General features: G+C 50.6%; 25 protein-coding genes and 1 pseudogene. 23 read left to right on the top strand and 3 right to left on the bottom strand.

What is annotated here, in order from left to right:
• Window positions 1–56 precede the first annotated feature (56 nt).
• Genes steA through GC097_RS04665 form a run of 3 tightly spaced genes read left to right on the top strand, consistent with a single transcriptional unit; the run spans window position 57 to window position 2,799 of the window.
• Window positions 57–1,217 carry a putative cytokinetic ring protein SteA gene (steA, locus tag GC097_RS04675; protein ID WP_171682161.1) on the top strand — a complete coding sequence of 387 codons (1,161 nt, stop codon included), beginning with the start codon at window positions 57–59 and terminating at the stop codon, window positions 1,215–1,217.
• Window positions 1,214–1,945 carry a glycosyltransferase family 2 protein gene (locus tag GC097_RS04670; protein WP_171682160.1) on the top strand — a complete coding sequence of 244 codons (732 nt, stop codon included), beginning with the start codon at window positions 1,214–1,216 and terminating at the stop codon, window positions 1,943–1,945. The genes steA and GC097_RS04670 overlap by 4 nt, the downstream gene beginning before the upstream one ends.
• On the top strand, window positions 1,831–2,799 hold the full coding sequence (locus GC097_RS04665) for an MraY family glycosyltransferase (RefSeq protein ID WP_171682159.1): 969 nt from the start codon (window positions 1,831–1,833) through the stop codon (window positions 2,797–2,799). The genes GC097_RS04670 and GC097_RS04665 overlap by 115 nt, the downstream gene beginning before the upstream one ends.
• 17 nt (window positions 2,800–2,816) lie before the next feature.
• On the opposite strand, the gene GC097_RS04660 is transcribed toward GC097_RS04665, so the two are convergent.
• Window positions 2,817–3,074, bottom strand: coding sequence for a DUF2627 domain-containing protein (locus tag GC097_RS04660; RefSeq protein ID WP_171682158.1), 258 nt, complete (start codon window positions 3,072–3,074; stop codon window positions 2,817–2,819).
• A 169-nt stretch (window positions 3,075–3,243) separates the two neighbouring features.
• Between GC097_RS04660 and lpdA the strand changes: the two genes are divergently transcribed.
• From lpdA to GC097_RS04640, 4 genes are all read left to right on the top strand, one after another.
• The gene (gene lpdA / locus GC097_RS04655) at window positions 3,244–4,668 is read left to right on the top strand and encodes a dihydrolipoyl dehydrogenase (RefSeq protein WP_171682157.1); all 1,425 of its coding nucleotides are present in this window, start codon (window positions 3,244–3,246) and stop codon (window positions 4,666–4,668) included.
• Window positions 4,669–4,776: 108 nt separating this feature from the next.
• Window positions 4,777–5,787: a thiamine pyrophosphate-dependent dehydrogenase E1 component subunit alpha gene (locus GC097_RS04650; RefSeq protein ID WP_171682156.1), complete on the top strand. Its 1,011-nt coding sequence runs from the start codon at window positions 4,777–4,779 to the stop codon at window positions 5,785–5,787.
• 3 nt (window positions 5,788–5,790) lie between these two features.
• Entirely contained in the window at window positions 5,791–6,771 is a 981-nt protein-coding gene (locus GC097_RS04645; protein WP_171682155.1) for an alpha-ketoacid dehydrogenase subunit beta, read from the top strand.
• Between the two features lie 69 nt (window positions 6,772–6,840).
• A complete protein-coding gene (locus GC097_RS04640; protein ID WP_171682154.1) occupies window positions 6,841–8,202 on the top strand; it encodes a dihydrolipoamide acetyltransferase family protein in 1,362 nt (453 codons plus the stop codon).
• Window position 8,203: 1 nt separating this feature from the next.
• On the opposite strand, the gene prli42 is transcribed toward GC097_RS04640, so the two are convergent.
• Window positions 8,204–8,308: a stressosome-associated protein Prli42 gene (gene prli42 / locus GC097_RS34080; protein WP_167053655.1), complete on the bottom strand. Its 105-nt coding sequence runs from the start codon at window positions 8,306–8,308 to the stop codon at window positions 8,204–8,206.
• A 75-nt stretch (window positions 8,309–8,383) separates the two neighbouring features.
• Between prli42 and GC097_RS04630 the strand changes: the two genes are divergently transcribed.
• Both GC097_RS04630 and GC097_RS04625 read left to right on the top strand, forming a co-directional pair.
• Window positions 8,384–9,514, top strand: coding sequence for a M20/M25/M40 family metallo-hydrolase (locus GC097_RS04630; protein WP_171682153.1), 1,131 nt, complete (start codon window positions 8,384–8,386; stop codon window positions 9,512–9,514).
• Window positions 9,515–9,646: 132 nt separating this feature from the next.
• Window positions 9,647–10,771, top strand: coding sequence for a DUF3866 family protein (locus GC097_RS04625; protein WP_171682152.1), 1,125 nt, complete (start codon window positions 9,647–9,649; stop codon window positions 10,769–10,771).
• A gap of 31 nt (window positions 10,772–10,802) precedes the next feature.
• On the opposite strand, the pseudogene mciZ reads toward GC097_RS04625, so the two are convergent.
• Window positions 10,803–10,871, bottom strand: a pseudogene (gene mciZ / locus GC097_RS35195) (Z-ring formation inhibitor MciZ); the annotation flags it as partial.
• Window positions 10,872–10,965: 94 nt separating this feature from the next.
• Between mciZ and GC097_RS04620 the strand changes: the two are divergent.
• The 14 genes from GC097_RS04620 to GC097_RS04555 all read left to right on the top strand — a co-directional run bounded on the left by GC097_RS04620 (window position 10,966) and on the right by GC097_RS04555 (window position 23,551).
• Entirely contained in the window at window positions 10,966–11,520 is a 555-nt protein-coding gene (locus tag GC097_RS04620) for an NUDIX hydrolase (RefSeq protein ID WP_171682151.1), read from the top strand.
• Between the two features lies 1 nt (window position 11,521).
• Window positions 11,522–12,700 carry an endonuclease Q family protein gene (locus GC097_RS04615; RefSeq protein ID WP_171682150.1) on the top strand — a complete coding sequence of 393 codons (1,179 nt, stop codon included), beginning with the start codon at window positions 11,522–11,524 and terminating at the stop codon, window positions 12,698–12,700.
• 63 nt (window positions 12,701–12,763) lie between these two features.
• On the top strand, window positions 12,764–13,405 hold the full coding sequence (spoIIM, locus tag GC097_RS04610) for a stage II sporulation protein M (protein WP_312875611.1): 642 nt from the start codon (window positions 12,764–12,766) through the stop codon (window positions 13,403–13,405).
• Window positions 13,406–13,510: 105 nt separating this feature from the next.
• Complete coding sequence (fur, locus tag GC097_RS04605) at window positions 13,511–13,996, top strand: ferric iron uptake transcriptional regulator (protein WP_171682149.1); 486 nt, start codon at window positions 13,511–13,513, stop codon at window positions 13,994–13,996.
• A gap of 181 nt (window positions 13,997–14,177) precedes the next feature.
• A complete protein-coding gene (gene ald, locus GC097_RS04600; RefSeq protein WP_171682257.1) occupies window positions 14,178–15,293 on the top strand; it encodes an alanine dehydrogenase in 1,116 nt (371 codons plus the stop codon).
• A 56-nt stretch (window positions 15,294–15,349) separates the two neighbouring features.
• Window positions 15,350–15,589: a DUF4227 family protein gene (locus GC097_RS04595; protein ID WP_171682148.1), complete on the top strand. Its 240-nt coding sequence runs from the start codon at window positions 15,350–15,352 to the stop codon at window positions 15,587–15,589.
• Window positions 15,590–15,666: 77 nt separating this feature from the next.
• Window positions 15,667–16,563, top strand: coding sequence for a site-specific tyrosine recombinase XerD (gene xerD, locus GC097_RS04590; RefSeq protein WP_171682256.1), 897 nt, complete (start codon window positions 15,667–15,669; stop codon window positions 16,561–16,563).
• A 110-nt stretch (window positions 16,564–16,673) separates the two neighbouring features.
• On the top strand, window positions 16,674–17,846 hold the full coding sequence (gene deoB, locus GC097_RS04585; RefSeq protein WP_171682255.1) for a phosphopentomutase: 1,173 nt from the start codon (window positions 16,674–16,676) through the stop codon (window positions 17,844–17,846).
• A gap of 45 nt (window positions 17,847–17,891) precedes the next feature.
• Window positions 17,892–18,719 carry a purine-nucleoside phosphorylase gene (locus tag GC097_RS04580; protein ID WP_171682147.1) on the top strand — a complete coding sequence of 276 codons (828 nt, stop codon included), beginning with the start codon at window positions 17,892–17,894 and terminating at the stop codon, window positions 18,717–18,719.
• Window positions 18,720–18,737: 18 nt separating this feature from the next.
• Complete coding sequence (locus GC097_RS04575) at window positions 18,738–19,592, top strand: purine-nucleoside phosphorylase (RefSeq protein WP_171682146.1); 855 nt, start codon at window positions 18,738–18,740, stop codon at window positions 19,590–19,592.
• A gap of 215 nt (window positions 19,593–19,807) precedes the next feature.
• Window positions 19,808–20,191 carry a cupredoxin domain-containing protein gene (locus tag GC097_RS04570; RefSeq protein WP_171682145.1) on the top strand — a complete coding sequence of 128 codons (384 nt, stop codon included), beginning with the start codon at window positions 19,808–19,810 and terminating at the stop codon, window positions 20,189–20,191.
• An 83-nt stretch (window positions 20,192–20,274) separates the two neighbouring features.
• The gene (locus GC097_RS04565; RefSeq protein WP_171682144.1) at window positions 20,275–21,576 is read left to right on the top strand and encodes a pyrimidine-nucleoside phosphorylase; all 1,302 of its coding nucleotides are present in this window, start codon (window positions 20,275–20,277) and stop codon (window positions 21,574–21,576) included.
• Between the two features lie 279 nt (window positions 21,577–21,855).
• Window positions 21,856–22,059 carry a hypothetical protein gene (locus GC097_RS04560; protein ID WP_171682143.1) on the top strand — a complete coding sequence of 68 codons (204 nt, stop codon included), beginning with the start codon at window positions 21,856–21,858 and terminating at the stop codon, window positions 22,057–22,059.
• Between the two features lie 310 nt (window positions 22,060–22,369).
• Window positions 22,370–23,551, top strand: a complete 1,182-nt coding sequence (locus GC097_RS04555; protein WP_171682142.1) for a D-alanyl-D-alanine carboxypeptidase family protein — start codon at window positions 22,370–22,372, stop codon at window positions 23,549–23,551.
• The last annotated feature ends 148 nt before the right edge of the window (window positions 23,552–23,699 follow it).

Genomic DNA, 23,699 nt, shown 5'->3' with positions numbered 1-23,699 from the left:
ATAGAATTTCATGGGGAAGGACAAAATACAACCATCTATAGACGAAAGGAAAGTCGGTGTCTATCTTGAACTGGTCCTCGCTGTCCTTGTTTTCCTCTAAGCCGCTGCCGCTCTGCAAAGGGAAGATTAGCGTAGGGGCGATTACGAAAGTACTGCTTCGTGATTTACCCCCTGGCCGCATTGTCGTTCTCCAGCATCGCGACCTCGATGAAGTAGCCGCTCAAGAGCTTATCGACCAGAAAGTAAAAGCTGTTATTAATTGTCAAGAAACGATGAGCGGCGCATACCCGACCCACGGCCCCCTCATGCTCCTTCAGCAGCAGATTCCGATTTGGGAAGCGGATGCAGCCGCATTCGAAAGTTTTACGACCAACGCGGAAATTGCCGTTTATGAGGACCGGATCTTCTTGGGGGATCGGGAGATTCCTTGCAGCTCTTTTACGCGCGAGAAGTGGCTCGGCATGCAGCAGCTTGCAAATGAGCGGACGACGAAGCTGATGGAGCAATTTATCGAAAACACGTTGACTTACGCTATGCGCGACATGCACGCCATCATGGAGCCGCTGCCGCAGGTGTTCCTTCAAACGGATTTGACGGATAAGCATGTATTGATTGTCTCAAGAGGAAAAGGGTACAAAAAGGATTTGCTTGCCGCCAAAGCTTATATCGCCGAAGTCAAACCGATTCTTATCGGTGTGGATGGGGGCGCAGATGCCCTGCTGGAATGCGGCTACCGGCCTCATCTGATTATTGGCGATATGGACAGCGTAACGGATAAAGCGCTCGCCTGTGGCGCGGAACTAGTCGTGCATGCGTATGCCGATGGAGAAGCTCCGGGGTTATTGCGCACGAATGCGTTGGGACTGAGAGCCCACGTGCTTCCGTGTTTTGGAACAAGCGAGGATGCGGCGCTTTTATTGGCGTATGAAAAACGGTGCGAAGTGCTGGTTACAGTTGGCGCGCGCACGCACATGATTGATTTTCTGGAAAAAGGAAGAGCAGGCATGGGGAGCACGCTGCTTGTGCGAATGAAAATTGGGGCGCGACTCGTGGATATTAAGAGCATTGGCCTCCTGTATAAGCGGCAGGGATGGACGAAAGAGGCAGGTACAACGCTTTTTCTCTCGCTTTTTTTTATCGCATTGGGCTTATTTCAGCTGCATTGGATCGTGAAGCGGGTGGCTCATGTGGTGTGGAAGCTCGGAGGTGAAGGATGAAGCCGTACTTATCCATTATTATTCCAGCTTGGAATGAAGGGGGACATATTGAGGATACGCTTCGATATTTGCAAGAGCAAGCAGACTTACTGTGGAGTCCGGCTATGAGGTTTGAAATTATCGTGGTGGACGACGGCAGCAGGGACAACACGTATGAGGTCGCTTGGCCGTGGGCGGACAAGCTGATCAAGCATAGCCGCCGCTGCGGGAAAGGGGCGGCTATGCAGTCGGGCATCGCCGAGGCCAGAGGCGATCTGCTGCTCTTTCTGGACGCCGATCTGCAGGCCACGGCCGGCGAGGCGCTTGTGCTCATCGAGCCGCTGCTGCGGAGCGAAGCGGACATGGCGATCGCGAAGCTGCCGCCATCCCGAACCAAAGCAGGCTTCGGCTTGGTGAAGGGCTTAGCCCGCCGCGGCATCCGCCGGCTCAGCGGCTACGAGACCGAAGCTCCCTTGTCCGGACAGCGCGCGGTGCGCGCGGACCGGCTGCGGGAGCTTGGGAAGCTTCGGCGCGGCTTCGGCGTGGAAGTCGCGCTGACCATCGATGCGGCGCGGCGCGGCCTGCGCATCGTTGAGCTGGACGTGCCGATCACGCACCGGGAGACGGGGCGGGATTGGCACGGGTTCGTGCACCGCGGCAAGCAGTTTGCCGCGGTTGGCATGACGCTGCTATCTCGCTGGAGGGAGAGGAAGCCGGTATGGTATTCGTCGGATCGATCCTCGATCTGATCTTGCTTGCAGCGGCAGGGCGGTGGCTGCTGCCGCAAGTTCATAGATTCCTGGAGGGCCACGGTCAAGTAGAAGCCAACTATGCAGGCTATAAGGTTCCCCGTGGAGTGGGAAGCGTACTGTGGCTGCTTCTATGGCTGCAGGAGCTTATTTTGCAATCGGCGCTGCGAATAAATGAATGGGTGGGGATAATCTCGCCTTCGCTACTCAACTTGCCGGAGACGAATCATCGGTTGTTTACGCTTGCTGCTACCATTATTTTCTTGCTTGGCTGGACGGACGATTTAATCGGGAGCAAAGAGGTAAAAGGGCTGAGAGGACATTATCGGTACTGGAAGGAATCGAAGGTTTTCTCCATGGGGGCCGTCAAGGCGGTAGGCATCGCGACGGCCGCCGGCTGGTTGGTGCTGTCCGTCCAGAGCGAGCAAACCCCCAGCTGGTGGCTGGGGGGACAACTGATTTTGCTTATGCTGATGACGAATGCCTTGAATTTGCTGGATGTGCGCCCGGGGCGTTCGTTCAAGTTTTTTTTCACTGGTGTGCTGACGGTTGCGCTGCTCGACTTGCTCTTTACGGGGGGCGGTTGGTTGTTTCCAATATGGCCAGTGTGCATAGGCGGTTTTTTGATATACCGGACGGACGTCCGGGGAAGGGGCATGCTCGGCGATGCCGGAGCGAACCTGCTTGGGTTTACGCTTGGCTACGCCGTGATCATGACCCTGCCATGGGAGATGCAATGCTTTATGATCGCTGTGCTCGTTTTTTTGCATCAACAGGCTGAAGTAAGTTCCATTACCGCCATGATTGAGCGGAACCGATTTCTAAATTGGCTAGACCGCCTAGGCCGGACTTGAGCGATTGAGGGTCCGGCTTATTTGCGCCGTTTTGCTTTAAAACGGGGGGCCACATAGTTTCTTTTGCGGTCACGGAAAAAGGTCCATCCCCCAATAAAGGCAACACCTATTAGAAAAAGTATAAAGCCTAGAAAAAATTTTCCCCACAAGATGTGGCCGCCCGTATCGAATTGTGCGAAAAAAGCGTCTTTCATGGAGAGAAATCCGTAGGTTGCCGTCAAACCGGGAATAACGAGTAGAAGAATGGCGATAAATCGGTAAAATGTTGCTTTCATAGCTGCTCCTTACATCTAAGAATCATGTTTTTCTATCATCATACTCTGAATCGGTTAGACTGTCTAATTCACAAATAAGACTATGATTTCCCATTCAAAAAAGGGTAATATAGTAGAGACATGCGTATACATATGAAGGTACTGAGAGTTCATAAGGAGGAAACATATAATGAGTGAACATAGATATGATGTCGTTGTTTTAGGCGGAGGGATCGGCGGTTACACTGCTGCTGTTCGTGCTGCCCAGCTTGGAAAAACGGTTGCTGTCGTGGAAAGGGACAAGCTGGGGGGCACATGTTTGCACCAAGGCTGTATTCCGAGCAAAGCTTTGCTTCGGAGCGCAGAAGTGTACGCCACGATGAAGAAGAGCGAGGAATACGGGATCACGTCAGGCTCGCTTGAACTCAACTTTGAGAATGTGCTGGCACGCAAGCAGCGCATTGTCGATCAACTGCATCAAGGGCTGCAGTTCCTTATGAAGAAAAATAAAATTACCGTACATAAGGGGAATGGCCGCATTATCGGTCCATCCATTTTCTCTCCGCGCAGCGGAGCGGTTTCCGTTGAGAAGGAGGATGGGGACATCGATACGCTGCTTTCGGACAACTTAATCATCGCAACAGGCTCCAGACCGCGCAGCTTACCGGGACTTACGATTGACGGCACGCACATTATGACGAGCGAAGATGCGCTGCGCATGCAAGAGCTTCCGAAGTCGATCATCATCATCGGAGGCGGTGTCATCGGTGTGGAATGGGCTTCCATGCTGCGTGATTTCGGTGTCGAAGTGACCATCGTTGAATATGAAAAGCGGCTCGTAAGCCTGGAAGACGCGGATGTCTCCAAAGAACTGGAACGCTTGTTCAAAAAGCGGGGCATTCACTTGGTGACCGGCGCGAAAGTGCTTCCTGATTCCGTCAAAGTGGCGGAAGGAACGGTTGCCTTGCAAGCGGACAAGCAGGGTGAAATCGTAGAGCTGCAAGCGGAAAAAGTGCTTGTTTCTGTTGGCCGGGAAGCGAATATTGAAGGCATCGGACTCGAGAATACCGATATTAAAGTGGACAAAGGCGTCATTCGCGTGAATCGCTTCATGCAAACAACCGAATCCCACATTTACGCCGTTGGCGATGTGATTGGCGGATTGATGCTGGCGCATATGGCCGGGCATGAAGGCATATTGGCTTCTGAACATATCGCAGGCCAAACGCCTCATGAGCTGCACGCGCACCTCGTTTCTAAATGTACGTATACGAGACCTGAAATTGCGAGCGTAGGCTATACGGAACAGCAAGCGCTTGAGCTCGGACATCAAGTGAAAGTCGGCAAGTTCAGCTTTAAAGCGATCGGGAAAGCGCTCGTTTATGGCGATACCGACGGCTTTGTCAAAGTGATTGCGGACAGTGAGACGAATGACATTCTCGGGGTTCATATGATCGGGCCGCACGTGACGAATTCCATTTCCGAGGCCGCTCTGGCTCAGGTACTGAACGCAACGCCTTGGGAAGTGGGACAAACGATTCATCCACACCCTACATTGTCTGAAGCTTTAGGGGAAGCGATGCTTGCTGTGGACGGAATTGCGATTAGCGGATAAAAAATTGTAATCATACGCGTTTGCGTTTATAATAAGCTTATAGAGTCAAGTCTTAGGACCAGGTAATAATATTAGAAAACTCAAACTATCTTTAAGGAGGCAACCTCCATGTCCATTGGTCAGCTTTATAAGCATAGAACATTAGGGTTATCCGACGAAGTCGTTATTCGAATGTATAGAGTCATGTGTCTTGCGGCTAAATACGATGAGCGGGCTTTTATGCTTCAGCGTGCGGGCAAAATCCCGTTCCACGTCTCAGGAATGGGTCAATATGCAGGTCAAGTAGGAATGGCTTTCGCTATGGAAGCGCAGAAGGATTATTTCCTGCCTTATTATCGTGATTATGCGTTTGTTCTTGCGGTTGGTATGACGGTGAAGGATTTAATGCTTGCCATTTTTTGCAAAGCTGAGGACGTCAACAGCGGCGGCAGACAGATGGCCGGACATTTCGGCGACCGCAAAAATCATGTCGTGACAGGGTCTTCTCCGGTAACGACACAAGTTCCGCATGCCGCAGGCATCGCCCTTGCCGCAAAAATGAAAAAACAAGATTTCGTTACGTATGTTTCCTTCGGTGAAGGCTCCAGCAACCAAGGGGACTTCCACGAAGGCTGTAATTTCGCCGGTGTACATAAGCTGCCTGTCATTTTTGTATGCGAAAATAATCAATATGCGATCTCTGTTCCGCTGCACAAACAAGTGGCCGGCAAAATTTCAGATCGTGCGCTGGGATATGGCTTCCCAGGCGTGCAAGTCGACGGCAGCGATGTCTTGGAAATGTACCGCGTTACGAAGGAAGCAAGAGACCGGGCCGCTCGCGGAGAAGGACCGACGTTGATCGAAATGATGTCCTACCGTCTAATGCCGCACTCCACTTCGGATGATGACATGCTGTACCGGACCAAAGAAGAAGTTGAGGAAAACCGTCAGAAGGACGGCATTGTGAAATTTAAAGAGTATTTAATGGCATGCGGCCTTTGGAGCGAGGAGCAGGATCAGGAACTTCAGGAACAGCTCAAGCAAGAGATCAACGAAGCAACGAAGTATGCGGATCAGGCTCCTTATCCGAAGCCGGAAGATACGCTTCGCCACGTTTACGCAGAAGGAGATGACAACTAAAATATGGCAGTCATTACTTATTTGGAAGCAATCCGCTCTGCGATGCAGGAGGAAATGCAAGACGACGACAATGTCTTCGTTCTTGGAGAAGATGTCGGCAAAGGCGGTGTCTTGAACACCACCAAAGGGCTGCGCGATCTTTTTGGCGAAGACCGCGTGCTGGATACGCCGCTTGCGGAATCCGCAATCGTCGGCGTAGCTATTGGCGCTGCCATGTACGGCATGAAGCCGATTGCCGAAATTCAATTCGCCGATTTCATTTTCCCGGCGACGAATCAAATATTAAGCGAAGCGGCGAAAATCCGCTATCGCTCCAATAATGACTGGTCTTGCCCGATTGTAATTCGTGCGCCTTACGGTGCGACCGGCGCAGGCGCCTTGTACCATTCCCAGTGTCCGGAATCGGTGTTCTTCGGTACGCCGGGCCTGAAGATCGTTGCCCCTTCGAATCCGTATGATGCAAAGGGGCTGCTCAAAGCAGCGATCCGCGATGCGGATCCTGTGCTCTTCTTTGAGCACAAGAAGGCTTATCTGGCACTGTCTGCCGATGTGCCGGAAGAGGATTACATCGTGCCAATCGGCAAAGCTGACGTGAAGCGCCAGGGCACAGATATTACCGTCATCGCCTATGGGATGGTCGTGAACTTTGCGCTGCAAGCAGCGGAGGAACTTGCGAAGGAAGGTATCTCTTGCCACGTGCTCGACCTGCGTTCCCTTCAGCCTCTGGACAAAGAAGCGATACTGGAAGCAGCAAGAAAAACGGGCAAAGTGCTCATCGCGCATGAAGATAACAAAACAGGCGGGGTTGGCGCTGAAGTGTCTGCCATCATCGCGGAAGAGCTGCTTTTTGAACTCGATGCGCCGATTGCCAGACTTTGCGGGCCGGACGTTCCGGCCGTGGGAAGCAATCCTCCTATGGAGAAGTTCTTCCTGCTCAATAGCGATAAGCTGAAGGAAGCTATGCGACAGCTTGCCATGTTTTAATCCATTTCATAAATTCCTTTGGTCTGATTTCAAGCCATTGATCATTTCCTGAACTTAGGAGGTACACCCATGAACCAAACGAACGGTCGACTTACTGAGGTTACAGTTCCCCATCTGGCGGAGAGCCTCGTTTCGGCTACAATCGGCAAATGGCTTAAGAAGCCTGGCGATTATATCGAGCAATATGACGTAATTTGTGAGCTTTTTACAGAGAAAGTGAATACGGAGATGCCTTCTCCGATTGAAGGCCGACTGGTGAAAATCATTGTCGGCGAAGGAGAAACGGCGGCTGTCGGCGAGGCGATTTGCTTGATCGAAGAGTCTGCGGGTGCGGCTGCTGGTTCGCCTACTTCAGCAGCAGAAACGGCCAGCAGCGCGGGTGCGTTTGCACCGGAAGGCGCCGACCAAAGCATGCGCGGTCGTTACTCGCCAGCTGTTCAGCGGCTTGCGCAGGACAACAATGTCGACCTGTCACGCGTTGCAGGTACGGGTCTCGGCGGTAGAATCACCCGTAAGGATGTCGAGCAGTACCTTGCAGGAGGCGGATCAAGCGTAGCTCCAGCAGCTGTACATACGAATCAACCTGCAGCCCGGGAGGCAACCATAAGCAGTGTGCCTGCTCCGCAAGCGGAAGCGCAGCCGATCAATCTGCCGGTTCGCAGCTCCGGCATCCATTTGTCTGCGAATCCGCAAACGCCGCTGATTGAAGCGGAAGGCCATTCATTGGATTCGCGGCATGAACATTTCATCGACGTAACGCCAATCCGTAATGCCATCGCTTCCCGTATGAAGCAAAGTGTGACGGAAATTCCGCACGCTTGGACGATGATTGAAGTGGACGTAACGAATCTAGTGGTTCTGCGGAATAAAGTGAAGGACGACTTCATGCGCCGCGAGGGCATTAATTTAACGTACTTGGCTTTCATGCTGAAAGCGGTGGTCAATGCGATTAAGGATTATCCGATCATCAACTCGGTGTGGGCGGTAGATAAAATCATCGTGAAACGCGATATTAACATCTCCCTATCCGTAGGAACGGAAGATTCGGTTATGACGCCGGTGATCAAAAAAGCGGATCAAAAGAATATCGCCGGACTGGCCAGGGAAATTGATGAATTGACGAAGAAGACACGTGCCGGCAAATTGTCGTTGAATGATATGGTGGGCGGAACGTTCACCGTTAATAATACAGGCTCCTTCGGTTCGATTCTGTCTTATCCGATCATCAACTACCCGCAAGCAGCGATTGTGACCTTCGAATCGATTGTGAAGAAGCCTGTCGTTATTCAAGATATGATCGCTGTCCGCTCCATGGTTAACCTGTGTTTGTCGCTGGATCACCGGATTCTGGACGGTGTCATCTGCGGAAGGTTCCTGCAGAGAGTCAAAGAAAATCTAGAAAGCTATAATGCGGATACGAAAATTTATTAAACTAGGAATCAAAAAATAATCCGGCAGTAAACAATAGGCTTGAGAGAAGCATTGTGATCAGCATTACGTAAATCACGACTTTAAACCAACGTCTATTCTGTAACACGAAAAGTCACTCCTTTATCGTAAAAAAGCTTGTACGACTTTATTGTAACCCATACAGAGCATCGGAGGAAAGTGCATGATTCAGCAAACTCGTTTGGTGGAAGAATTCATTTCGCTTGTCCAAGTAGACAGCGAGACTCGTTTCGAGCAAGAAATTTGTGTCGTTCTGAAAGAGAAATTCACCCGTTTAGGCTTAACGGTTGTCGAAGATGATTCGATGGCCAAAAGCGGTCACGGATCAGGGAATTTGATTTGTACGCTGGAAGCGACGGACAGCAATGCCGCGATTCCGACGATTTTCTTTACGTCGCATATGGATACGGTAGCTCCCGGTAAAGGAATTAAGCCGCAAATCGGTGATGACGGCTACATCCGCAGCGACGGAACAACGATTCTGGGCAGCGACGACAAAGCCGGAATCGCAGCTATGATCGAGGGCATCCAAGTGCTCAAAGAACAAAATATTCCTCATGGCCGCATACAGTTCGTTATTACGGCTGGCGAGGAAAGCGGTCTGAAAGGCGCTCGTGCCATGGATCGCAGCGTTATGGAAGCTGAGTTCGGCTTTGCGCTGGATTCCAACGGCGCCATCGGCGATATTGCTACCGCTGCCCCTGGCCGTGCGGAAATTGAAATTATTTTCCATGGCAAATCGGCTCACGCCGGCGTAAATCCGGAAGATGGCATCAGTGCCATCCAAGTCGCAAGCAAAGCTGTTTCGCGCATGTCGCTCGGTCGAATCGACAGTGAAACTACAGCGAATATCGGCAGTTTCTCCGGTGTAGGTCCGCTTAATGTCGTTTGCGACAAAGTGAGAATGGAAGCGGAAGCTCGGAGTATCGTGCAGCACAAGCTGGAAGCGCAAATCGCTGCGATGAAAGAAGCGTGCGAGTCGGCGGCGGCAGACGCCGGAACGACTTGCGAGTTTAACGCAGACATCGTATATGCTTCCTACATGCATGACGATTCCGCACCTATCGTGCAGCTGACGTCCAGAGCTTTGTCCACATTAGGGCTGACAGCTCGCACATTCCACTCCGGCGGCGGCAGCGATGCGAATATTTTCAACGGGATGGGGATTCCGACAGTGAATTTGGCTGTTGGCTATCATGAGATTCATACGACGAAAGAACATATTGCGATCAGTGATTTGGTCAAAACGGCTGAATTGGTCGTTGCGCTTGTGAAGGAAGCTGCAAACGTATAATATGTATGACAACCGATTAGTTCATGCCCGAATGGTGGCATGCTAGTCGGTTTTTTTATTGGCAAAAGGGAGTTTAATTCGGCGTTCTTCCACATATCCTGCAAGTAGGCGAGTTCAAAAGGAGGAGCGGGGATGATGAAGCGGGAAGCTGGAACGGTGAGGAGCATTATTTCCGTCAGGGAGGGTCTGCAGGTTGTATGCGTTGAAATGAGCGGCAGTGGCGAGGAGAAGCGTGCCGTCCATTATACCGATACCTCCCCCTTGCTTCATCCCGGAGACTGTGTTGTTGTAAATGTAACTGCCGAGGAGCTGGGATTAGGCTCAGGAGGCTATCACATCGTGCTGCCTTCGCATTTGTATGATAGCGAGCATGCATTCGCAAGCCGACCATCAAGCGGTCACGTGATGAAACTCAAATATACCCCGTTGCAGCGGAGTGTGATGGCTGTGGAAGAAGAGAGCAGCCTTTTTCATTCTGTTTTTCAAGAAGAGAAGACTTTGGAGGGCATGCCTGTTTTGCTTGGGGAATTGCATAGTATGCTGCCTGCGGCGGTGAGCTGGCTGCGGTATCGCGAGCAGCGGCGGAAACAGCCGTCAATGCCGTCAATGAATTTGGCTTATATTATGACGGATGGAGGAGCGCTCCCGCTTGCTTGGAGTCAGCATATCGCTCAGTTGGAGGAGATAAGGTGGCTTCAGAGCACTATTACTTATGGTCAGGCGTATGGTGGCAAACTGGAGGCTGTGAACAAGTTTAGCGCTTTAATCGCCGCTAAGCATGCGGCCGAAGCGGAGCTTTGCATGGTAACGATGGGTCCGGGGATTGTAGGGACAGGGACGCGGTATGGTTATTCCGGCATTGAAATCGGCGAGCTGGTCAATGCCGTACACGCACTGGGAGGGATTCCGGTTGTGATCCCGCGCATTTCTTTTGCCGATCCTCGGTCCCGTCACCGGGGGATCAGCCATCATACGTTAACTGCGCTTGGTCTCGCAGCGAGATGCCCGGCTATTTTGCCTTTGCCGCAGTTGGTGGGAGACGAATACGCCGTAATTGAAGAGCAGGCGAATACGCTGGAGCGCCATCAGATGATGCTGATGCCTGCTGTCTTGCCGGAGGAGATAGCGGAAGCCTTTGCTTCCTATCCGCAGCCGATCACCTCGATGGGAAGGGGATTATGGCAGGATCCTGCTTACTTCCAGGGAGTTTGCGCTGCTGTGGATTGTGCAATCCGGCTGCATAATCCATCAATGTGATGTGCTGACCGCCTTGCTGCAGCATGAGCTTGAGCTGGCGTTTGATTTCCCATGCTTTGCCTACAAGGCGAATTTGACGATCTGTCACATAGCTCTTCATATCGATCTTCCTCTTTTCCGGTTAAAATTTGATATAATGATCGATATGCAAAAGCTGGACAAGTTATTCCATTTTGAATCGTTGAGGTGCTTATATGTCCGTTCACAAGAAATTTGAAGAGGTCACTGTCAAGTCGGAGTCCATTTTTAAAGGGAGAGTTATTTCCCTACAGGTAGATACCGTTACGCTGCCAAACGGGGAGACGGCAACAAGAGAAATTGTGAAGCACCCGGGAGCGGTGGCGGTCATCCCTTTAATCGGGGATAAAATGATCGTCGTGGAACAGTACCGTAAGCCGCTGGAGAAAAGCCAAGTCGAGATTCCTGCAGGCAAGCTGGATAAGGGCGAAGAACCTCTGAAAGCCGCCTTGCGCGAGTTGGAGGAAGAGACGGGATACCGTTCCGAGCATGTGAGGTTGGTCAGCTCCTTCTCTACGTCTCCTGGGTTTGCGGACGAAATTATCCATTTGTACATCGCCGAAAATTTGATTAAAGGGAATGCCCATCCGGATGAGGATGAGTTTTTGGAATGTGAAGCCATCACGCTGGAGCAAGCGAAGCAATACATGCGTGACGGGCGTATTAGCGATGCGAAAACCATTATGGCAGTCTATGCATGGCAGCTATACCGGTTAACGGGCGAGATTTGAGATGAAGTCTTACTACGCAGATCTTCATATTCACATAGGACGAACGGAGAGCGGCCAAGCCGTGAAGATTAGCGCCGCGAATAATCTCACTTTTTTCAATATTGCCCATGAAGCGGCTGTTCGAAAAGGGATGGAGATCATCGGCATTATCGACTGCCACTCCCCTTCCGTGCAAGACGATATCATGACGTATCTGGACCGGGGGGAGATGGTGGAGCAGGCTGGCGGAGGCATTGGCTACCGGGATACAACCATCCTGCTGGGCAGCGAGATTGAAGTCAGGGAGCCGGGTATGGGACCTGCGCATTTGCTGGCCTATATGCCGAATCTGGACACGATGCAGGGGTTTACGAAATGGATGAAGGGCCACATGAAAAATGTGGAGCTTAGCTCCCAGCGTATCTATGTGCCTGCGCGAGTGCTTCAGGAAGAGGTGCTGGGAAGAGGGGGCATCCTCATTCCAGCTCATATTTTCACGCCTCACAAAAGCGTGTACGGCAGCGCGTCAAGCAAGATGGAACATCTGCTTGACTTGGAAGGCATCTCTGCCGTAGAGCTCGGGCTGAGCTCCGATTCTGAGATGGCCGGTTTGATTTCAGAGTTGGATCCATTTACGTTCGTGACCAATTCAGATGCCCATTCCCTGGGTAAAATAGGGCGTGAGTATAACGAGATGCGTTTAGCTGCTCCTACTTACGAAGAGCTCGTAAAAGCGCTGCATCGCCAAGAAGGGCGGGGCATAGCGGCGAACTACGGGCTAAATCCCCGGCTAGGCAAATACCACCGAACGTATTGCTCCTTATGCGAAGCGGTACTCGATGACGCGAAGGGCACGGTGGAGCGCTGCGCAGATTGCGGCAGCAATAAAATCGTCAGAGGCGTCATGGACCGGATCTTGGATTTGGCGGATCGTGAGGCGCCGTATTTGCCTTCCTATCGTCCGCCCTATCATTTTCAAGTGCCGCTGGAGTTTATCCCGGGGCTTGGCCCTAAGAAGCTGAATCAATTGCTGGGGCGCTTTGGTACGGAAATGAATGTGCTGCATCGCACGTCGCAGGAAGAACTTGCGCGCGAGGTGGGAGAAGAAATTGCTGCCTGCCTTGTCAGTGCGCGTGAAGGTACGCTTTCTTTAGAGGTTGGAGGCGGAGGAAGATACGGTAAAGTGAAAAATCGTTCATAGTTTCCGGCGCTCTCTCATAAGCTTGTCTTTGTAGAGGTTATTTACAAGGAAGGAGCTGCGGGAGTGAATAGGAACCTAACGATGAAACAATATATGAAGGACAATTTGCCGCTATTTATATTCGTCTCCGTGCTCTTTCTCATTGGTGTTGTGTTCGGCGCTGTAATGGTAGGGGCGCTTTCCTTGGAACAAAAGCAAGAAATGACGAGGCATTTGGGCAGCTTCTTTCAGGAAGTCAACGATGGTGCCGAGTTTGACAGCAGGCAGTCGTTCGTTCAAGCTTTTGGCATGCATATGAAATGGATTTTGCTGATCTGGCTGTTTGGACTGTCCGTAATTGGACTGCCGCTCATTCTGGTCCTTGATTTTCTCAAGGGAGTGCTGATCGGCTTTACCGTTGGATATCTCGTCCAGCAAATGTCCTGGAAGGGCATGCTGTTCGCACTCGTTTCTGTGGCGCCGCAAAATTTGATTGTCATTCCGGCGATTCTCTTTTGTAGTGTTGCTGCGATGTCATTTTCTATCTATATGATCAAAAATCGCTTTATGAGCCGGAATGGCAACATGTACCAGCCTTTTATGCGGTTTACAACATTGACCCTTGTAATGGCTGTCTTCCTGCTAGGCGCAGCGCTTTGGGAGGGATATATGTCGCAATTAATGATGAAATGGGTCACGCCGATGCTCGTTCCGCTCTATGGTTGACACGAATCAACATGTTTCTGTTTGACTTTGTCAGCAAGCTCCCCCTATAATGAAAAGAGTGGCTAAAATTGGGCTTGGATGCCCACCTTTCTGAGGGGGAGGCACATGGAAGCAAGGATTGAGAAAATTAAGCAGCAGTTGCAATCCCAAGGGTACAAGCTTACCCCTCAACGGGAAGCGACTGTACGCGTACTCTTAGAAAATGAACAAGATCATTTAAGCGCCGAAGATGTGTTTATGCTTGTCAAAGACAAAGCTCCGGAGATCGGTCTGGCAACCGTCTACCGAACATTAGAGCTTCTTAGCGAGCTGCATGTCTTGGAGAAAATGAATTTTGGCGACGGTGTAGCCCGTTACGATTTGCGGGATGACAGCACGCGTCACCACCACCATCACTTAATCTGCGTTCAATGCGGGAGCGTAGATGAAATTATGGAAGACTGGCTCGGACCTTTGGAAGAAAGGCTGGATCAGAATTTTCATTTTCAAGTGTTAGATCATCGACTTGATTTTCAGGGTATATGCTATCGCTGCAACGAACGAGGGAAACCGGACTCATTGGACAAATCCAAAATAACAGCGTCTGAATAGAGCTGTTTATACAAAGAAAATGCCTGTGCCACAGATTGTGCGTACAGGCATTTTTGCTTTGTTTTCATATACTGGATAAGTAGAAAGAAGAATCTCCTTTCACATAATTGGACTGGAAGCATGGGTACATTATGACTAACGTTCAGGAGAAAGAAGGTAGACGCGAATGACTCAGCAATCGATCGTGATCGGCGTCCCGAAGGAAATCAAAAATAACGAAAACCGCGTCGCCCTGACGCCCGGCGGAGCCAGTATGCTTCTGGCGGCCGGGCATCAAGTGCTGGTGGAAACCGGCGCTGGCACCGGCAGCGGATTCAGCGATGAGGACTACGCCAAGGAAGGCGTCGTTCTCATTCCGGAAGCAGCTGAGGTGTGGGCCCGCAGCGAAATGATCATGAAGGTGAAGGAACCGCTTCCGGCCGAGTATGGCTATTTCCGTGAAGGGCAGCTGCTGTTCACGTATTTGCATTTGGCTGCGGCTGGCGACTTAACGGAGCATTTGCTTAGCAAGAAGGTAACGGGGATTGCCTACGAAACGATTCAGCTGCCGAGTGGATCGCTTCCGCTGCTCACGCCAATGAGCGAGGTTGCGGGTCGCATGTCGGTCCAGATCGGCGCGCACTTTCTGGAGAAGTTTTATGGCGGGCGCGGTATTTTATTGGGCGGCGTCCCCGGCGTTCCGCCTGCCAATGTGGTGATTCTCGGCGGCGGCATTGTAGGCACCAATGCGGCCAAAATGGCGCTTGGCCTCGGCGCCAATGTCGTTATTATCGAACGGAGCGCGGATCGGATGCGTGCTTTGGACGATATTTTCGGCGGCCGATTGAATACCTTAATGTCGAACCCTTTTAATATAGCAAGCGCCGCGGCGAAAGCGGATCTCTTGATCGGGGCCGTTCTGATCCCGGGAGCGCGAGCTCCTAGACTAGTGACGGAAGCGATGGTCAAAACCATGAAGCCAGGCGCTGTCATCGTTGATGTCGCGGTGGATCAAGGAGGCTCGATCGAAACGATCGACCGTGTAACCACACACAGCAGCCCTACGTATGAGAAGCACGGCGTCGTGCATTATGCCGTAGCGAATATGCCGGGCGCGGTTCCCCGAACCTCGACGCTGGCTTTAACCAATGTAACGCTGCCCTATGCGCTGGAGCTTGCCAATAAAGGATTAACAGAAGCGATCGCAGCCAATTACGCTTTGCAATTGGGGGTAAATACGTACCAAGGCAGCGTTACGCATCCTGCGGTAGCAGAAGCGCTTGGACAGCCATATGTGAAGTTGTCCGATTTGTCATAATAGGGGCCTGAGCCTCATATCCTGTCCTAAAGAAAGGACAGAAATGGGGCTGGCCAATGATATTTTCCTATCGCAAATTAATTGTTCGTTTACGCTTTATGCTGCTTTTCATGACGTTGACCGTTGTCTTATATCAAGTGATGCTAGTGCTTTCCGGCTGGATCGAGCCTGTGAACCGGTACCGTACGCCAACAGGCAATTCCGTGAAAGTGTTTGGACAGAATGAGCGTTCCGTGCTTCCGGAGTCAGGCAAAATGAGCGACAGGCTGCGTTTATTTTATTGGTATGGCGAATAAAAGAGGAGTTCGAGATTGGACCGTTGAATGCTAAAAGGTAGAAAGATGGCATGATAACGAAGGGGCCAAATAGCATGATGACGGTTGATCTGCAATCCTTCATCCGGTTTTTATCGGTAGAACGCGGACTATCCAAGAACACGCTGGAATCTTATACAAGAGACCTGCAGCAATTTACGGAATATTTGCAGCGCCAAGGCGTTACAACATGGAAGGAAACAAGCAAAACCAACATCGCGGGATACCTGTCCCAGTTGAAATCGCTTGGCCGTGCCTCGGCAACCTTGTCCCGGAATCTGGTTTCAATACGGGCCTTTTACCAGTATCTGGTGAAAGAGCGGCTGGTGGATTCAGATCCGTCTCTTTACGTTGAAGCGCCCAAGCTGGAAAGAAAGCTGCCTAAAGTGCTTTCCGTTGAAGAGGTTGGCAAACTGCTGGATGCCCCTGAGTCCGAGCTTGTAAGCGGCTCGCGGGATAAAGCGATGCTGGAGCTGCTGTATGGCACGGGAATCCGCGTCACCGAACTAATCTCTCTGAACGTAGAGGACGTTTATTTGCAGCTCGGCTTCATTCGCTGCATGGGAAAAGGGAATAAAGAGCGCAACATACCGCTTAGTTCCATTGCCATCCGGTGTTTAACCGCCTATATATACAAAGATCGCAAGAAATTGCTGAAAAAGTCGGCGGATGAAGAGGCCTTATTTATCGGACATTTGGGAACGAGGATGACGAGACAGGGCTTTTGGAAAATTTTAAAAAGATATGCTGCTGAGCTGAATATTGCAAGCGAGATTACTCCTCATGCCTTACGGCACTCTTTTGCCGCCCATTTGATTGAAAATGGTGCGGATTTGAGATCCGTACAGGAAATGTTGGGGCATTCCGATATATCATCCACCCAGATGTATGTGCAAGTCACCAAGCTCAAAATGAAGGATGTTTACGATCGCGCTCATCCGAGAGCGAATATGTAAAGGATGACAGCGGCATTTTCCAAAAGGAGAAGCTGCTGTTTTGCATTCATAGAGCAGAAATGCGATAATCAGGGGTGGATAACATTGAGAAACATTTTGGGGGGACAATCGTGCGCTTTGAACGAATAGGTTTAATCGTATTGGATAGCGTAGGCATCGGCGAATTACCGGATGCGAAGGAATTTGGCGACACAGGCAGCCACACGCTTGGACATATTGCTGAGCGGGTTAGCGGATTCTCGCTGCCTAACTTGCAGCGTATGGGTCTGGGAAGCATAGCAGAGATAAAAGGAATTCCAGCAGCTGAGGCGCCGGAAGCTTATTATGGCAAAATGGCCGAAGTATCGGTTGGAAAAGATACGATGACAGGGCACTGGGAATTGATGGGGCTTCGTATTTCTACGCCATTTAACGTATATCCGGATGGGTTTCCGGAAGCACTGATTTCGCAATTCGAGCAGGAGACGGGGCGCAAGGTCATTGGCAATAAACCGGCCTCCGGGACAGAAATCTTAGATGAGCTCGGCGAAGAGCAGATGAAAACAGGAGCTTGGATTGTTTACACATCTGCTGACAGCGTGTTCCAATTAGCGGCGCATGAAGATGTGATTCCGCTGGAAGAGCTGTATCGCGCTTGTGAAATCGCGAGACGTTTGACCCAAGGCGAGTTTGCCGTTGGCCGCGTCATTGCAAGGCCGTACCTTGGCGAGCCGGGTGCTTTCAAACGCACGCCGAACCGGCATGATTATGCTGTGAAGCCGCCGGCTCCGACCGTGATGAATCATTTGAAAGATGCCGGATTCGATGTGATCGCTATCGGCAAAATCAACGATATCTTTGATGGCGAAGGCGTCACGAAAGCTTCTTCGACAAAAAGCAATTTAGACGGCATTCACAAAACCATCGAGGTGCTCGGCGAGCCGTTCAAAGGGCTGGCTTTTACGAACCTGGTGGATTTTGATTCCTTATATGGCCATCGCCGGGACCCTGAGGGCTACGGCCGTGCGCTAGAAGAGTTCGACAGCTTCGTGCCTCAACTTAAATCGACGCTCGGTCCGAAAGATCTGCTGATTCTGACGGCTGACCATGGCAATGACCCCGTACATCCGGGAACGGATCATACGCGCGAGTACGTGCCCATTTTATTGTACAGCCCGAGCTTTGAGAAGCCTGTTTCTTTGGGTATTCGCGGTACGTTCGCCGATCTTGGGGCTACGATTGCCGATAATTTCGGTGTGAAGCCTACCGAGCAAGGGGAAAGTTTCTTGCATCTTTTAAAATAAACAGGACGGAAGCAAATTAGCAATTAGCTTAGGAGGAATTTTCAAATGTCAGAAACATCCATGATTCAAAAGATTCAAGAGGCGGCCGCCTTTATTTCGAAGGAAACGAATATCAAACCGCAAATCGGACTCATTCTAGGTTCAGGCCTTGGTGTTCTTGCTGATCTTATTGAGCAGCCGATCGTCGTTGATTATTCGCGCATTCCGCATTTTCCGGTATCCACGGTAGAAGGCCATGCCGGAGAGCTGGTTGTCGGTACAATTAAAGGCAAACAGGTATTAGTCATGAAAGGCCGCTTCCATGCTTATGAAGGCTATGGCGCTGAAACTGTTTCTTTCCCGGTTCGCGTGATGAAAGAATTAGGCGTAGAAACGTTAATCGTTACGAACGCTGCGGGCGGAATTAACGAGTCCTATCAAGTCGGCGATTTGATGGTGATCAGCGATCATTTGAATTTGACTTACCGCAATCCGCTGACCGGACCGAATGACGCTGCGCTGGGCGTGCGTTTCCCGGATATGTCGGAAGCTTACAGCAAACGTCTGCGCAAATTGGCGCATGAGGTGGCGGCTTCCCAAGATTTTAAACTGCAAGAAGGCGTTTATGTCGGTCTGCTTGGACCTAACTATGAAACCCCTGCTGAGATTCGCATGTTCCGTACATTAGGCGGAGACTCCGTCGGTATGTCCACAGTTCCTGAGGTCATCGTTGCCCGTCATGCGGGAATTGAAGTGCTGGGCTTCTCCTGCATTTCCAATATGGCATCCGGTATTTTGGATCAGCCGCTCTCCCATGCCGAAGTGATGGAGACGACAGAGCAAGTAAAACCAAAGTTTTTGAAACTAGTCCTGGGCATTATTGAGGCTATTTAATTAGAAGAGGAGATCACCATGGAAATGACTTACATAGAGAAAATTAATGAAGCTGCAGCGTTTATTAAGCAAAAACTAGGCAATGTCGCGCCGGCTATCGGCCTTGTATTGGGCTCGGGTCTTGGCGATATGGCCAATCAAGTGGAAAATCCGATTGCGATTGATTACAGCGATGTGCCGCATTTCCCTGTTTCTACAGTGGAAGGGCACGAAGGACGCTTTGTCGCAGGCACATTAGAAGGCAAGCAAGTCATCGTGATGCAGGGACGTTTTCATTACTACGAAGGCTATGATATGAAAAAAGTCGTATTCCCTGTCTATGTCATGAAAGCCATCGGCGTTCAAACCGTCGTGATGACGAACGCGGCAGGCGGTATGAATCGCGGTTTTAAAGCCGGCGATCTTATGGTCATTAGCGACCATCTCAACATGACGGGCGATAACCCGCTAATCGGACCTAACCACAGCGAGCTGGGCGTTCGTTTCCCGGATATGTCCGAAGCGTATAACCGCGAATACCGGGCGTTGGCTCATAAGCTGGCAGAAACGGTTGTAGGCGAGGATGGCGTGCCGCTGAAGCTGCAGGAAGGCGTTTATGCGGGCATTACAGGACCAACGTATTGTACGCCGGCTGAACTGACGATGCTCGCTCGAATTGGCGGAGATGCTATTGGCATGTCTACAGTGGGTGAAGTTATTGCAGCGCGTCATACAGGACTTAAGGTGCTGGGAATCTCCTGCATTACAGATATGGCGGTCGGCGAGGAGCTGGAGCCGCTCACGCATGAGCAGGTTGTAGCGGTTGCGAATCGGACGAAGCCGAAGTTTATCGCTTTGGTCAAAGCCTTTGTGCGCGAAGTGCAGTTGGGATAGAGGCTTCCAAATTCGGTACAGGCGGAATGGTGTGTAATTTGCGGTACGATGGGAAATAGTAAGAAGAATATCCCCCGGTAAGGGGGATGTTTTTACGAAGGGGCATTCACAATTCCGTCACAAAATATTCAAAGATTTGCCACTAAACCTGTATGGGATTGTCTCGCGATGTTAGGTAGAATAGATGAAGTGAACACATTATGAGGGGGATATGCATGCAAAAGTGGATTTTCTTTGTGTTATTTATACTTGCGGGCGCATTGGGGCTGGGAGTCCTTTTTCAAGATATCTCTGAACGCCAAGACGCGAAAGCAGCAGAGGCAGCCGGCAGCAAGATGCAACAGCTTAAGATTGCCGCTTCCAACTGGCAATTTGATTCAACTGACTACACGATCAAAAAGGGTGAGCCTACGAAAGTTTCCTTGTCTTTGAAAGAAGGCGTACACGCTATCGAAATCAAAGGACTGGATATCAAGTTGGATAAAGAAAACCCATCCAAAGAAATTACGTTTGACAAGCCCGGAGAATATGAGATTGATTGCATACTTCCATGCGGCGAAGGCCATGCTAAGATGAAAGCAAAATTAGTAGTTCAATAAACGGAATAATAGTTCTAAGGGGGCTCTGGCAGCTCCCTTTTTTCGATTTCTATCATGATGATAATGCTTGGGAGGAATTTGTAATGAGAATGGTAGATCTAATACATAAGAAACGGTCGGGTGAAGTGTTAACTGAGCAAGAGATCAACTTTATCGTAAATGGCTACACAAAAGGAGATATTCCGGATTATCAAATGTCATCGCTGTTAATGGCCATTTTCTTCAATGGCATGACCAGCGAAGAGATTTCCGCGCTTACGATGGCTATGGCAGGCTCAGGAGAAATGATCGATTTATCGGAGATTTCCGGCATCAAAGTAGATAAGCACTCCACGGGCGGGGTAGGCGACAAAATTAGCCTGATTGTTGGACCAATCGTGGCCTCTCTCGGTGTTCCTGTTGCCAAGATGTCAGGCAGGGGCCTTGGCCATACGGGCGGAACCGTAGATAAGCTGGAATCCATTCCGGGCTTTCAGATCGAGTTGTCGAAAGAAGATTTTATTACCGCTGTGAACACGAATAAAATCGCTATCGTCGGTCAGAGCGGCAACTTGGCTCCGGCGGATAAGAAGATGTACGCCCTCCGGGATGTAACCGCAACGGTTGATTCTATTCCGCTGATTGCCAGCTCCATTATGAGCAAAAAGATTGCTTCCGGCGCCGATGCGATCGTCCTTGATGTGAAGATCGGTTCAGGCGCTTTCATGAAAACCGTGGAAGACGCAAGAGTGCTTGCCCGCACCATGGTCGATATCGGCGTCAAATTGAACCGCAACACGATTGCGATGATCACGGATATGGAGCAGCCGCTCGGGCGCGAAATCGGCAACGCGAATGAAATCCGCGAATCCATCGAGGTGCTGCGCGGCACCGGCGACAAGGAGCTGACGGAAGTCGCGATTTCTGTAGCGGCCTATATGTCGCTCCTCGGTAAAGTTTTTGAGAGCTTTGACAAGGCGCAGGAAGCTGTTCGCAACATTGTGATGACAGGGAAGGCGCTGGACACGTTCAAACGTTTTGTGGCGAGTCAGGGAGGCGATCCGAATGTGGTGGATCAGCCGGAACTGCTGCCGACCGCTGCGTATCATTTCGAGGTGCCGGCGGAGCAGGAAGGCTATGTCAATCAGATTGACGCGGAACAAATCGGGATTGCCGCCATGCTTCTCGGAGCGGGACGCGCCAAGAAAGAAGATCAGATCGACTATGCAGTAGGACTCACGCTGAATAAGAAAATCGGCGACGCTGTCAAAGCCGGTGAATCCATCTGCACCATTCATGCGAATCGGGAGAATGTAGCGGAAGTTACCACCATGATCCAAGGGGCTTATCGCATTGAGTCTGGCAAGCCTGCTCCCGTACAATTGATTTATGATGTGATTGTTTAAATATCTGCTAAATGGAGCTATCTCTCAGGTCATTCTGACCTTTGGGATAGCTTTTTTGCATATAAGAATGGGCGCAGCGGGATATGCCGTGCGAGAAGGCGGAAAAGGCCCTCTCGGTAGCCGCGATGGCCAGGAACTGTAGCGAGACGTCCGAAAAGGACGTCTCGTGGGTGAAAAGCCGGCCCCGCGGCGGGATGTGCTGCGCGAGAAGTCGAAAAAGGCCCTCTCGGTAGCCGAGATGGTCTGGAACTGCAGCGAGACGTCCGAAAAGGACGTCTCGTGGGTGAAAAGCTGGCCGCGCAGCGGGGGATGCAGCGCGAGAAGGCAAAAAAGGCCCTCTCGGTAGCCGAGATGGTCTGGAACTGCAGTGAGACGTCCGAAAAGGACGTCTCGTGGGCCGAAAGCCGGCCGCGCTGCGGATATGCCGCGCGAGAAGGCGAAAAAGGCCTTCTCGGTAGCCGAGATGGCCTGGAACTGCAGTGAGACGTCCGAAAAGGACGTCTCGTGGGTGAAAAACCGGCCCCGCAGCGGATATACCGCTTGGCGAGGGATGAGGACCTGCATCAGCGTGTGCGCTGTAAAATTAACGCTCTTATATAGCCTTAGCTCAGGCAGAACTAGCTATTTTCAGCTTGTTTTTCAGCGTTAAGTTGGCACACCTGAGTTTGCATTTTTTGTTTATGCTTTATTTCCTTGCTTTGGAATATTTTGAAGGAAAATCGTCAACACTGATTAGCAGTCATTCAAGCTGCAAGCATCTGGATTTCACTTCATATCTCACAGGAGGGGTACAATGGCTATTAGAAAAAAAGGGCTATTCAGTTTAATCTGTTTACAGTTATGTGCGATGCTGATCTTACCGGCAGCTTATGCGGAAGAGAAGAAAGCGCCGATGGTGGATTTAACGCCGAATGCGCAGTCTGCGGTTTTGATGGATGCGGATACGGGGACGGTCATCGCTGAAAAAAACAAGGATACCAAGCTCCCGCCAGCTAGTATTACGAAGATTATGACGATGCTGTTAATCATGGAAGCCATTGACAAAGGCAATATTAAAATGGATGAGAAAGTTCGTGTCAGCGAGTACGCGGCCTCCATGGGCGGCTCGCAAATTTTTCTGGAGCCAGGCGAAGAAATGACGGTCCAAGAAATGCTGAAAGGTATTGCAATGGCTTCCGGCAATGACGCTTCCGTGGCTATGGCGGAGAAAATTGCAGGATCCGAGGAAAATTTTGTGCAAATGATGAACGAGCGCGCGCAGCAGTTAGGTATGAAAAACACACATTTTTCAAACTGTAACGGACTGCCAGTCGCTAATCACTATACAACAGCAAACGATATTGCTGTCATGTCCAGAGAACTGCTTAAACATGAAGAGATTACGAAATTTACAGGCGTTTATCAGGACTATCTGCGAAAAGATTCGCCAAAACCGTTCTGGTTGGTGAATACGAATAAGCTTGTGCGTTTCTACAGCGGTGCAGATGGCCTCAAAACGGGATACACAAGCGAAGCGAAGTTCTGTTTATCGGCAACGGCCAAACGGGATAATTTGCGTGTCGTGGCCGTGGTGCTTGGAGAACCGAACACCAAAACGCGGAACGCTGAGGTTACGAAGCTGTTTGACTACGCTTTTGCCCAATATATGAACTATCCTTTATTCAAATCAGGCGATAGCCTCGGAAATTTCACAGTAAATAAGGGGCAGGTTTCGACAGTTCCGTTAGTTGCGAAGCAAAATTACAGTATTTTGATGAAAAAGGGAACGGCTACGGATAACATTCGACATGAGCTGCAGCTGGATACAAACTTGCGAGCGCCAATTTCATTGGGCCAGCCAATCGGCAAAATTGTTGTTTACAGCGGCGATGCTGTGCTAAGCGAGTATCCGCTGGAGTCCCCAGTTGCCGTAGATAAAGCGTCATGGTGGATGCTTTTCAAACGGACTACGTCACACATGTTCCATACGGATTAAGGGTGAGATTCCGCGAATAATCACACTTTTCTTCTAGTTTTAGCGGTTTTCTTCTAGTTTTGTCGGGGGGCAGGAGTTCCCAACTCAGTTGTAGAAACATAAGTCTCATGACTTACTATAGAGATCTTTGAGTGTTAGCTCAAAGTCT

It is taken from the genome of Paenibacillus planticolens, assembly GCF_013141725.1.
GTDB classification, from domain to species: domain Bacteria; phylum Bacillota; class Bacilli; order Paenibacillales; family NBRC-103111; genus Paenibacillus_E; species Paenibacillus_E planticolens.
Note: the sequence above shows the minus strand (reverse complement) of the source record. Positions and strands in the feature narration are given on the sequence as shown.